The sequence below is a fragment of the Rhodococcus sp. 06-235-1A genome (assembly GCF_002258785.1).
Lineage (GTDB): Bacteria > Actinomycetota > Actinomycetes > Mycobacteriales > Mycobacteriaceae > Rhodococcoides.
This window is the reverse complement of sequence record NZ_NOYI01000024.1, coordinates 67,643-81,260: the sequence shown is the minus strand read 5'-3', so window position 1 is coordinate 81,260 and position 13,618 is coordinate 67,643. Positions and strand designations below refer to the sequence as shown.

Genomic DNA, 13,618 nt, shown 5'->3' with positions numbered 1-13,618 from the left:
GTAGAGAGAAGTGTGCGTTTCGCGCGTGTTCGCGCGTGCGTTTCGAGATGTGCGTCGAGAAATTCGATCACAGCGTCTCGGTTGTCGAGCGGGAGGAACAGATAGATGTCGGTCGGAGATTCGAACCGCAGTCAATACACGATCGACGATCTTCCCCGATTGATCTCTTCCGTACGAGCCGTCGATGGAGATCGAGTTGCTCTGACCGCCGCAGACGTGTCGGTGAGTTATGCGCGACTGGACGACGAAATCACCAGCCTGGATGCAGCCATGGGCGGCGTCCTCGGCGTCGATGCTCTGATCCCGGTCGTTCTCTCCTCGGTTGCACCGGGGCTCCTCGAGGCAACCCAGGGCGGTCTGGAGGCCGTGGTCGACGCGTTGATCGCAGATGCGATCTCCGTCGTCGGTGACTCCGCCCCGGCCCGAGCCATCAGTGCCGATTCCACCGACACGCTGTCGAGTCGATTCGCCGCACAGGTTCGGCGCACTCCCCATGCCGTTGCGTTGGAATTCGAAGGCTCCGAACTCACCTACGCCCAGTTCGGCGCGCGAGTCGATCGCTTGGCCCGCCATCTGATCGATCTCGGTGTCGGCCCGGACGATCGAGTGGGCTTGGCGATCAGGCGCTCGTTGGATCTGATGGTCGCGATGTACGCGATCATCGAGGCCGGCGGTGCCTATGTGCCGCTCGACCCCGATCACCCCGCCGACCGGCTGTCGTACGTCGTCGATCTGGCTGCCCCCCGAGTCGTCCTCACCGTGAGTGCGGACGATGTAGATCTTCCGGCCGGAATCGACACCGTCGACGTCGACACCGTCGACCTCTCGTCGTACTCCGACGCACCCATCGAGCGATCCGATCGACGCGGTGCCCTGACGGCCGAGAACCTGGCCTACGTGATCTTCACGTCCGGTTCGACAGGCAGGCCGAAGGGCGTCGCCGTCTCGCACGGTGCCATCGTTGCCAACCTCGATTGGCGTCAGTCCGAATACCCGATGGACAGCGCCGACACAGTGCTGCAGAAGACACCGTTCACTTTCGACGTCTCGGTGTGGGAGTTGTTCTGGCCGTTGCAGATCGGCGCCCGGTTGGTCGTCGCTCGCCCCGACGGACACCGAGACCCGGCCTATCTGGCCGCGATCATGGCCGACCGGCGAGTCACGGTCGCACACTTCGTTCCGTCGATGTTGGCGGTCTACGTCGCGGAGCCGAGTGCTGCGACGGTGACGTCTCTGCGTAACGTCTTCGCGTCCGGCGAGGCGCTTCCCGCCGCGATCTCCAACGCCTTCCACCGCGTTTCCTCTGCCGCATTGCACAACCTGTACGGGCCGACCGAGGCGGCAGTCGACGTCACCTACTTCGAGACGGAGTCGGACACAGCCGGTCCCGTGCCCATCGGCTCTGCGGTGCCCGAGACCGGCCTCTACGTGCTCGACGGTGGACTCCGCCGAGCTCCCCTCGGTACCGAGGGTGAGCTCTATCTGTCCGGGGTCCAGCTCGCCCGCGGTTACCTGGGACGCTCCGACCTCACTGCCGATCGGTTCGTGGCCGATCCGTTCGGTGCGCCGGGAGACCGGATGTACCGTACGGGCGACCTCGTCAAGTGGCGAGGTGACGACACCCTCGAGTACGTCGGTCGAACAGACTTCCAGGTGAAGCTGCGGGGACTGCGGATCGAGCTCGGTGAGATCGAAGCAGCCTTGAGCACCCACGAGTCGGTGGAGCAGGCCGCAGTGGTGGTGCACACCGACGCCGGTGAGACCGCGCTCGGCGACCATCTCGTGGCGTACGTCGTCACTCGAGCCGACATCGATTCCGACGAGTTGGCCGCGGCTGTCCGAAATCGGCTGCCCGAGTACATGGTCCCGTCCCTCTACGTTCCGTTGGCCGAGTTCCCGCTCGGATCGAGCGGAAAGCTGGACCGGAAAGCGCTACCCGAGCCGGATTTCACGTCGCTCGTCAAGGAGTATCGCGCACCGAGAACACCGACGGAGAAGGTCCTCGTCGACGCGTTCACCGATGTCCTCGGAATCGACACCATCGGAATAGACGACGACTTCTTCACCCTCGGTGGCAACTCGCTGAACGCGACTCGCGTCGTTGCGAGAATCAACGCGGCTCTCGGAACTCGCATCGAGGTCCGCGTGTTCTTCGACGCGTCGACGGTGGCCGAGCTGGCCGAGATCGCCGACGAGGCCGTCTCCGTCGGAGTCCGCGCGCGTCCGGCGTTGATCGCGGGGGAGCGGCCGGAGGAGATCCCGCTGTCGATGGCGCAGCAGCGGATGTGGTTCCTCAACAGGTTCGACCCCGAATCCGGTGTGAACAACATCCCTGTCGCGTTGCGTCTGACCGGCGAGCTGGACGTCGACGCTCTCAATCTGGCGTTGCGCGACGTCGTCGAACGCCACGAGTCTCTGCGTACCGTCTACCCGGGGATCGATGGACGCGGCCGCCAGGTTGTGCTTCCCGCACAGGAGTCGGTGACCGATCTCGTGCCGGTGGATGTGGACGAGAGCGGTATCGCTGCCGCGATCTTCGCCACGGTCTCCACCGGATTCGACGTGACGACCTCGGCTCCGCTTCGCGTGGAACTGATGCGTGTCACCGGCACCGAGCACATTCTCGTATTCGTAGTGCACCACATTGCATCCGACGGATTTTCGATGGGACCTCTCACCCGTGACGTCGTCACGGCGTACTCGGCACGGGTGCGGGGCGAAGAGCCCGGTTGGGCACCGCTGCCGATCCAGTACGCCGATTTCACTCTCTGGCAACGAGAGGTGCTGGGATCGGAAACGGACCCCAGCTCGATCATCTCCGAGCAGGAACGGTACTGGGTCGATGCTCTGGCGGACCTGCCGGACCAGATCGAACTGCCCGCCGATCGGCAACGGCCGGTCGAGGCGTCGAACAGCGGTGCGACACTGAGGTTCACGCTCGACAACAACATCCGCATGGGAATCGAGGAGCTGGCGCGCACGCACGGTGCCACCCCTTTCATGGTGATGCATGCGGCGCTGTCCGTTCTGCTGGCGCGGCTGTCGTCCAGTACCGACATCGTCATCGGCACGCCCGTGGCAGGTCGAGGTGAGCAGGAACTCGACGACGTCATCGGAATGTTCGTCAACACCCTGGTACTCCGCGCCGAGGTCGATCCCTCGATGTCGTTCGCCGACTTGGTGTCTCGGGTTCGTGGAACCGATCTGGCGGCGTTCGGACATGCAGACGTTCCCTTCGAGCGCCTCGTCGAGGTACTCGACCCGGTGCGTTCCACCAGCAGGCATCCACTGTTTCAGGTCATGCTGGCATTCCAGAACCTCGAGCACCGATCTGTGTCGTTGGACGGACTCGACGTCGGTGCAGTGGACTTCGACGCGGCCCTGGCCAAGTTCGACCTGCAGTTGACGATCTCCGACGAGGTCGACGCCGATCCCAATTCGGCAGGGTGGACAGTCGACCTGACGTACGCCACCGACATTTTCGATCGTGTCACGGTGGCCGGATTCCGGGACCGATTCCTGCGCGTACTCGAGGCCGTCACCACGGCTCCCGGTGTACCGACCGGCCGGATCGAACTGCTCGAGTCGCAGGAGTACTCGGAGCTGGCGCGGTGGAACGACACCCGGCGTGATGTCGACGGACAGCACACTCTGTTGTCCGCGTTCCGCGCTCAGGTGACACGTACCCCCGACGCCGTCGCAATCGTGTTCGAGGGTGAGCAGCTCACCTACTCCGAGCTCAGTGACAGGGCCAATGCGCTTGCCCGAGAATTGATCTCGGTCGGCGTCGGCCCCGATCGACTGGTCGGTCTTGCCATGCGTCGGTCTTTCGAGCTGATGATCGGCATGTACGCCGTGTTGGAAGCAGGCGGGGCATACCTGCCGATCGATCCGGATCAGCCCGCGGACCGAAACGACTACGTGCTCGCCACCGCGCAACCGGTGTGCATCCTCACCGCCTCGCGCGATCAGTTCGCCACCGATTCCGGTGTCCCTGTCATCTCGGTGACCGCCGACGCGCCCTCGGCGGAAGCCGGTCGAGCACTTCTCGATTCGGAACGCAGTGCGACGCCTCAGCCGAGCGACATCGCGTACGTCATCTTCACCTCGGGCTCGACGGGCAAGCCGAAGGGCGTGGCCGTGTCGCAAGAGGCCATCGTCAACCGGCTCGAGTGGATGCAGGACGAGTACGGACTGAACGTCGACGACGTCGTCATGCAGAAGACTCCGGCAACGTTCGACGTGTCGGTATGGGAGTTCTTCTGGGCGTTGCGGGTGGGTGCCCGTGTGGTCCTCGCCCGTCCCGACGGCCACCGCGACCCGTCCTACCTCGCCGACCTGGCCGCCGAACAGCGCGTGAGCACCATGCACTTCGTACCGTCGATGCTGTCGGTGTTCGCTGCGGACCTTCTGTCCGGCAACGTATCCGATCCAGCCGTCTCCGAGCGGGGAGGCGTCCGAGCTGTGTCGCTTCCGTCTCTTCGGTTGTTGTTCGCCTCCGGTGAGGCACTACCTGCGTCCACTGCGGCACGAACGCGAGACGCGTTGCCCGGGGCGGCGTTGCACAACCTGTACGGCCCGACCGAGGCCGCGGTCGACGTCACTCACCACGAGGTGGGACCGACCGACACGGCAGACGTGCCGATCGGTGCACCGGTGTGGAACACCCGCCTGCACGTTCTCGACGCCCAGTTGCGACCGGTGCCGGTGGGCGTGACGGGCGAGTTGTATCTCGCGGGTGTCCAGCTTGCGCGCGGATACGTGGCACGGCCCGACCTGACGGCCGACAGATTCGTCGCCGAACCGGGCGGTAGCGACGGTTCCCGGATGTACCGGACCGGTGACCTCGTCCGCCGTAGGCAGGATGGGTCTCTGACCTACGTCGGTCGCAGTGATTTCCAGGTCAAGCTCCGCGGCCTTCGTATCGAGCTCGGGGAAATCGAAGCCGTTCTGACGCAACAGGTGTCGGTGGACCAGGCAGTCGTCCTGGTTCGTAACGATCAGTTGATCGGCTACGTGGTGGGTCGAGCCGGTGCCGCAGTCGACACGGCCGATCTGCAGGCCGCCTCCTCTGCGGTGCTGCCGAGCTACATGGTTCCCACGGCGCTGATCGTTCTCGATTCCCTACCGGTGACCGCGAACGGCAAGCTGGATCGTCGCGCCCTCCCGGATCCGACAGTCGATGCGGGACCGTACCTCCCGCCCGCGACACCGGTGGAAGAGATCATCGCGGGGATCTTCTCGGACATCGTCGGCGTCGAACGAGTCGGCCGCAACGACGATTTCTTTGCCATCGGCGGCAATTCGCTGACCGCGACCAGAGTGGTGGCACGGGTCGGTGCGGCATTGGATACGTCGGTATCGGTACGTACCTTGTTCGAGGCACCCACTGTGCACGCGCTCGCCGACCGGGTCGAATCTGCCGTCGGATCCGGCGGTAGGACGGCGCTCGTCGCGCAGCACCGACCGGAAACCGTCCCACTGTCCCTGGCGCAGAACAGAATGTGGTTCCTGAACCGCTTCGAGCCCGACACTGCAGTCAACAACATTCCGGTCGCGTTGAGATTGACGGGCCTACTCGATGTCGAGGCGCTACGAGCAGCGGTCGTCGACGTGGTCGATCGACACGAGTCGTTGAGGACGTACTACCCGTCCGTCGACGGGACCGGTATTCAGGTGGTGGTTCCGGCTACCGCTGCGATCGGTGAGCTCGAGCCACAGGACGTCGGCGAATCCGACGTCGTTGAACGAGTGACATCGCTGATCTCCCGAGGGTTCGACGTCACGGCGTCGGTTCCGTTGCGCATCGAGCTGATGACCGTCTCGGACTCGGAGCACGTGCTGGTGTTCGTCGTGCATCACATTGCCGCGGACGGGTTCTCGATGGGGCCCCTCACCAGGGACGTCATGCAGGCATACCTGGCACGCCTGCGCGGCGAGATTCCCGCCTGGAAGCCGCTGGCCGTCCAGTACATCGACTACACCCTGTGGCAGCGTCAGGTCCTCGGCTCCGAAGGAGATCCGGACTCGTTGATCTCCGCACAGGAGGCGTATTGGGTCGCCGAACTGTCCGGACTGCCCGATCAACTGGAGTTGCCCACCGATCGCCCGCGGCCGCGAGTGCCGTCCTATCGCGGTGCCACCCATCGGTTCGTGATCGATCACGCAATGCGATCCTCGGTCGAATCGTTTGCGCGAGAACACAACTCGACGTCGTTCATGGTGGTTCATGCCGTGCTGGCGCTTCTGCTGTCGCGCCTGTCGGGCTCGAGTGACCTTGCGATCGGTACTCCGATCGCCGGTCGTGGCGAAGCCGCGTTGGACGATGTGATCGGAATGTTCGTCAACACCCTGGTCCTTCGGACCGAAATCGACAACGACGCGTCCTTCGAGGCGATGCTCGATTCGGTTCGTGAGCGAGACCTTTCGGCCTTCGGTCAAGCGGACGTCCCGTTCGAGCGTCTCGTCGAGGTCATCAACCCCACTCGGTCGGCCAGTCGCCACCCGTTGTTCCAGGTTCTGCTGACGTTCCAGAACCTCGCGCCGTCGTCGTTCGACTTGTCGGGGCTCACGGTCGCCGAAGTGGACATCGAGGCCGAGCTGGCTCGATTCGATTTGCAGGTGACGGTCTCCGACACCTACAAGACCCCGGACGACCTCGGCTGGCTGGTCGAGTTCACGTACGCCACAGATCTGTTCGATTCCGCGACGGCAGTCGCGTTCGGCGAACGTTTTGTCCGCTTGCTGTCCGGGGTGATCGCGGAGCCGTCCGTTGTGGTCGGCGACTTGGACATGTCGATCGGCGACGAACGCGAATTGGTGGTCTCCGAATGGAACCGGACATCACACCCGGTACCCGACGCGACCCTGGTCTCGTTGTTCGAGGAGCAAGTTGCTCGGACACCGGACGCTCGTGCCGTGGTCTTCGGCTCGGAGACGCTGTCCTATCGGGAGTTCGAATCCCGAGTGAACCGACTGGCGCGACGATTGATCGCCGAGGGCGTGGGTCCGGAATCGTTGGTGGGCCTCGCACTTCGACGTTCGACCGAGTTGTTGGTCGGAATGTATGCGGTGCTCGAGGCGGGCGGTGGATATCTACCGCTCGATCCGGAGCAACCGCTCGATCGCATCGACTACATCGTCTCCACTGCGCGACCGGCAGTGGTCTTGTCCACCACACGTGACGGCTTCGAGGCGACGGGCGACTTCGTTCGGATCGATCTCGACGATGTCGACGTGTCGGAGTTGTCCGCGGATCCGATTGCCGATCACGAGCGTCGTGGGCCTCTGGACGGGGCCAACACCGCGTACGTGATCTTCACCTCGGGTTCTACTGGCCGACCCAAGGGCGTGGCGATAACCCACTCGGCGATCGTCAACCGTCTCCAGTGGATGCAACACGAATACGCTCTGAGCCCCGAGGACGTGGTACTGCAGAAGACGCCGGCAACGTTCGACGTCTCGGTGTGGGAGTTCTTCTGGCCGTTGCAGATCGGTGCCACGCTGGTAGTGGCCCGGCCCGATGGACATCGTGATCCGGCGTACCTGGTCGATGTCGTCGTGACCGAGCGCGTCTCGGTTCTTCACTTCGTTCCCTCGATGCTGTCGGTTTTTCTGGCAGACCCGTCCGCAGCACAGTGCACGTCTCTGTCGCTGGTATTTGCCTCCGGTGAGGCGCTGCCCCCGCAGGTGGGAGCACACGCACTCCAGGTTCTACCGTCCGCGAGGCTGCACAACCTGTACGGGCCGACCGAAGCGGCCGTCGACGTGACCCACCACGAGGTGACCGAGTCGGACATCGACTCGGTGCCGATCGGCCGCCCGGTGTGGAATACGCGTGTGCTGGTGTTGGATTCGCGGTTGCGTCCGGTGCCGGTGGGCGTTGCAGGAGAGTTGTATCTCTCGGGTGTTCAGTTGGCCCGTGGATACCAGGGACGTGCCGATCTCACCGCGGATCGTTTTGTGGCCGACCCGCTGTCGCCGTCGGGTGGTGATCGGATGTACCGGACCGGTGACATCGTTCGGTGGGTGCACTCGGATTCGGGCACAGGCGAATTGGTGTACGTCGGTCGCTCCGATTTCCAGGTCAAGCTGCGCGGCCTGCGGATCGAGCTGGGCGAGGTGGAAGCCGCAGTCGTGGCTCACCAGTCGGTGTCGCAGGCTGTTGTGCTCGTTCGTGACGATCAGCTGGTGGCGTACGTCGTCGCTCCTGCGGGCACCGTCGATGTCGACGCGATCAAGGGTGCTGCCGCGGAGGTGCTGCCGTCGTACATGGTGCCCGATGTCGTGATGGTGCTCGAGGCTCTGCCGTTGACGTCGAACGGCAAGTTGGATCGGCGCGCTCTGCCGGATCCGGTGTTCGAGGCGCGGGAGTATCGTGCGCCGTCGACGCCGGTGGAGGAGATGGTGGCGGGGGTGTTCGCCGAGGTGTTGGGTGTGCCTCGGGTGGGGTTGGACGACGACTTCTTCGAGTTGGGCGGCAATTCGTTGGTCGCGACTCAGGTGGTGTCGCGTTTGGGTGTGGCGCTGGACGCGTCCGTATCGGTGCGGGCATTGTTCGAGTCGTCGTCGGTGGGTGCGTTGGCGGCTGTGTTGGAGTCGCAGGTCGGCAGTGGGGGACGGGTTGCGTTGGTTGCAGGACCGCGACCCGAGCGGATTCCGCTCTCGCTCGCGCAGCAGCGTTTTTGGTTCTTGAATCAGTTCGACACGTCGTCCGCGGTGGACAACATCCCGTTGGCTGTGCGGTTGTCGGGTGAGCTGGATATCGAGGCGTTGCGTCGTGCGATCGCCGATGTGGTCGAGCGTCACGAAGCTCTGCGCACGATGTACCCGGCGTACGAGGGTGTGCCCTATCAGAAGATCGTTGCGCCCGATCGAGCCGTGCCTCGAATCGAGGTGATAGACGTCGACTCGGAATCGTTGCAGGAGAACGTCGTTCGCTTCATGATGCGTGGTTTCGATGTTGCGGCCGAGATCCCGTTGGCGGGGCGGGTGTTCAGGCTCGGTGAGCAGGACTTCGTGTTGGCGTTCGTGGTGCATCATATTTCGGCGGACGGTGCGTCGATGGGTCCGTTGGCGCGAGATGTGATGGTGGCGTACGAGTCTCGATCGCAGGATCGGGTGCCGCAGTGGCGTCCGCTGGAGGTGCAGTACGCGGATTTCGCGGTCTGGCAGCGGGCGGTGCTCGGTTCGGAGGACGATTCGGGTTCGGTTGCGTCGGAGCAGGTTGCGTTCTGGCGCGATGCTCTTGCCGGGCTCCCGGATCAGTTGGATCTGCCTTCGGATCGGCCACGCCCTGCGCAGCAGAGTTTTCGGGGTCGGGCTGTTCGTTTCGAGATCGATGCGGATCTCCACAGTGGCCTGATGGCGCTGTCGCGGGCGAATCATGCGACGTTGTTCATGACGATGCATGCGGCGCTGGCGGTGCTGTTGGCTCGGTTGTCCGGTACCGGGGATATTGCGGTGGGTACTCCGATCGCGGGTCGCGGTGAGCGTGAGCTCGACGATTTGGTCGGGATGTTCGTCAATACGTTGGTGCTGCGTTCAGAGGTGAATCCGGGGGCGTCGTTCGAGGAGTTGTTGGCGGCGACTCGGATGGGGGATCTGGGTGCGTTCGCGCATTCGGATGTTCCGTTCGAGCGGTTGGTGGAGGTTCTCAATCCGGCGCGTTCGATGGGCCGAAACCCGCTGTTCCAGGTGGGGTTGACGTTCCAGAACCTTGCACAGTCGGATTTCGAGTTGGCTGGTCTACAAGTGGGTTCTCTCGACGTCGAGGTGTCCTTGGCGAAGACGGATCTGCAGTTGACGCTGCAGGATCGGTACGGGACCGCTGGGGTCGGGGCCGGCATTTCGGCCGAGTTCAGTTACGCGACCGATCTTTTCGATGAGTCATCTGTGGTGGGTTTCGCGGAGCGGTTCGTGGCGGTGCTGAAAGCTGTGGTTGCGGATTCGGGTGTTGCGGTGGGTGATATTCCTGTCGTTACCGAGTCGGAGCTGCACGAGTTGGTGGTGGGGCGTAATGCGACGGCGGTGGTCGTCGACGAGGTGTTGTTGTTGGATGGTTTCGATGCGCGGGTGGCGGCGGATCGGGATGCGGTGGCGATCTCGTTCGAGGGTGTGTCGTTGACGTACGGCGAGTTCGATGTGCGGGTCAATCGGTTGGCGCGGTATCTGGTGGGGATCGGTGTGGGGCCGGAGTCGTTGGTGGGGTTGGCGATGCGGCGGTCGTTGGATCTGGTGGTGGGGATGTATGCGATCGTGCGTGCTGGTGGTGCGTATGTTCCGTTGGATCCTGATCATCCGGTGGAGCGGATCGCGCATATCGTCGAGACGGCTGATCCGGTCGCTGTGTTGACCAGGGCGGTCGATGGGGTCGATGTCGGTGCTGGTGTTCGGGTGGTGGATGTGTCCGGGTTGGACTTGTCGGGGGTGTCGGGTTCGGCTGTGTCGGTGTCGGAGCTCGGTGGTGTGGTCAGGCCGCAGTCGCCTGCGTATGTGATTTTCACGTCGGGTTCGACGGGTCGTCCGAAGGGTGTGGCGGTCTCGCACGAGGCGATCGTGAATCAGTTGGTGTGGATGGCGGAGTTCTATGGGTTGACGGCCGAGGATGTGTATTTGCAGAAGACGGCGACGACGTTCGATGTGTCGTTGTGGGGTTATTTTCTGCCGTTGCGGTCTGGTGGTCGGTTGGTGGTGGCGACTGCTGATGGTCATCGGGATCCGGTGTATGTGGCGGAGATGATTGCTGCGGAGTCGGTGACGGTGACCGATTTCGTTCCGTCGATGTTGACGGTGTTCGCGGCGTATGCGCCGCCGGCGTCGGTGGAATCGCTTCGCCACGTGTTCGTGATCGGTGAGGCGTTGCCGGCCGAAACGGTGAGCGATTTCCAGCGAATCAGCACAGCGAGCGTGCACAACCTCTACGGACCCACGGAAGCCGCCGTGTCTGCCACATATTGGCAAGCATCGACGTCGAACACCGCACCCGTGTCGGCGGTGCCGATCGGGGTGCCGGAGGCCAACGTGCAGGTCTACGTGTTGGACAGCCGGTTGCATCCGGTGCCCACCGGAGTGCCCGGTGAGTTGTATCTGGCGGGTCCGCAGTTGGCGCGGGGGTATGTGTCACGTCCGGATTTGACGGTGGATCGTTTTGTGGCGGATCCGTTTGCGTCCTCGGTGGGGGAGCGGATGTATCGGACGGGTGATCTGGTGTTCTGGAACCAGGACGGCCTGCTGGGCTACATCGGCCGCACCGACTTCCAGGTGAAGTTTCGTGGCCAGCGCATCGAACTCGGAGAGATCGACAGCGCGTTGTTGAGCCAGCAATCGGTGTCGCAGGCCGCAACGGCGGTCGTGGCCACGGCCACCGGCGATCAGCTGGCGGCATACGTGGTTCCCACCCCCGGTGTGGTCGTCGACGGCAACGAACTGACCGACGGGATCGCTGCGATCCTGCCGTCGTACATGGTGCCCTCTGCTGTGGTGGTTCTCGATGCGTTTCCGTTGAATACCTCGGGCAAGCTCGACCGTAAGGCGTTGCCGGTGCCTACCTTCGAGGTGCGGGAGTTCCGTGCGCCGGTCACTCGCGCGGAGGAGGTTGTGGCGGGGGTGTTCGCGGAGGTGTTGGGGGTGGAGCGGGTCGGTCTCGATGACGATTTCTTCGCTCTGGGCGGCAACTCACTGATCGCCACCCAGCTGGTCACGAAGCTTGCCGAGGCCAGCGGTGTCGACGTGCGACTTCCGTGGCTCTTCACCACACCGGGTGTCGAGGCACTCGCCGACCGTCTCGAGGCGGGCAACGAGACGCACGGTGAGTCTGCGTTGCGGACCGTTCTACCGCTGCGCAGCGACGGCGATGCGTCACCGTTGTTCTGCATCCATCCGATGGACGGGTTGGCGTTCTGCTATGCGGGGCTGGTCAACTTCGTTGCGACGAACCACCCGGTCTACGGTGTCCAGTCGCCGGCTCTCACCGAGAACTCGGGTCCGCAGTCCATCGACGAGTACGCCGACCGGTACGTGCGCGAAATCCTCGCGACCCAGCCGGAGGGTCCGTATTCGTTCCTGGGATGGTCTCTGGGCGGCGTGATCGCTCATGCTGTGGCGGTGAAACTGCAGGCGGACGGACATCGGGTGGACAACCTGGTGATCGTGGACAGTGTGCTCGAGACCGACATGGACCTGTTCCGATCCGAAATCAAGCAGGGGCTCGCTGATCTGGGCGTCGATTCCCCTGTGGGCGACGAGTTCGACGACATCACGCTCGAACAGGCCGACGTCCTTCTGCGGGCGTTCCGCGCCGACCTGGTCTCGATCACGGCGGAGCAGATGGTCACCGTTGCGCAGAGTGCAGTACGTAGCCCCAGGCTGATCACCGAGTACCGGCCCGGTGTGTTCAGCGGAGACGCTCTCTACTTCAGTGCTCAGCTCGAGCATCCGAACAAATCCGATGGTGCTCAGGTGTGGGAGCCGTACGTGACCGGTCGCGTCGAAAATTATGTGGTGCCCGGTTCCCATACCGAGATGATGTCGACATCGGGACTGTCCGTGATAGGCCCGATCGTTGGCGATCGGCTGAAGTGAGACCGGTCGGGTACCGACCGATACAAGCAGAAAGACCCCGGCAACTTCTAGCCGGGGTCTTTCTGCGGAGGGCTACGCTTGCTCGTCAGCAGGGAGCAGGATTCGATTCACCGTAGGTGGGGTCCAGCGCGACCTTCACCATGTACAGAGGCGCGGGATCACGGATCAATCCGTCGTGCGTCGTCGTGGCCGCAGGGCACACATCTTGCACCCACCTGTTCTGGACGAGGGCGGTCCCGTTGTCGTTCAGGAACGCGCCCTCTGGAGGGGTGGACACCTCATCCGCGTGCGTTGCGATCGCTGTGTATTCGACACCGGGCTCGACCTCGCTGCCTGAGTTGAGGCTTGCCAGGATAGGAGAGCCGATCAATTGCTGTGCGCCCGCGGGGCCGAACCAGAACGGCGTGACGAGTCGACCGGGCAGTCCGAATGCTTCGAGGTCGACAGTCATGGCTTGCAGCCCGCCGAACGACGTGCCGTGATTGGTCGCACCGAGAGAGATCAAGGAGTGCACGACATTGCGCGCCGGATCCTCCGGGTCGCTCCCACCGTCGAACTTCATGTACTGCCTGGCCAGCATTCCTCCCTGCGAATGTCCGACCAGATCGACCTGCGGCGCTCCCGTGGCGTCCCGAACCGACTGGACGAACGTCGCGAGCTCCTTCGACGATTGAGTGATGTCACCTGCGCCCCACACCACCGTGTTGGGGTCCAACAGACGCGGGACTGCACCATAGTTGATGGCAAATACGCAGTAGCCAAGATCTTGAAGTTCGGGTGCCAGAACTGTCCACGCGGTGCTGTTCATTCCGGTTCCGTGAACCAGGACGACAGGACGAGGGTGCTCTGCTGACGGCTTGCAGTTCCAGTCGTTCGCGCCGGCCACCTGCGGCTGTACAAGATTCGCAGGCAACTGCACCTCGACGGGCTGAGCTGAGGCGGCGAACTGTGACGCCGCAGAAACGACCAATACAGCCGTGACGGTCGCGGCAGCGCGGGCGAACGTGCGAATCATGAAGCTTCAGTACTCCTGGCG

At 63.7% G+C, this 13,618-nt stretch carries 2 protein-coding genes; one reads left to right on the top strand and one right to left on the bottom strand.

Annotated features, from left to right (window positions below):
• Window positions 1-105 precede the first annotated feature (105 nt).
• A complete protein-coding gene (locus CH275_RS22640; RefSeq protein ID WP_256991176.1) occupies window positions 106-12,582 on the top strand; it encodes a non-ribosomal peptide synthetase in 12,477 nt (4,158 codons plus the stop codon).
• A gap of 85 nt (window positions 12,583-12,667) precedes the next feature.
• On the opposite strand, the gene CH275_RS22635 is transcribed toward CH275_RS22640, so the two are convergent.
• Window positions 12,668-13,597, bottom strand: coding sequence for an esterase/lipase family protein (locus CH275_RS22635; protein ID WP_094680472.1), 930 nt, complete (start codon window positions 13,595-13,597; stop codon window positions 12,668-12,670).
• Between the last annotated feature and the right edge of the window lie 21 nt (window positions 13,598-13,618).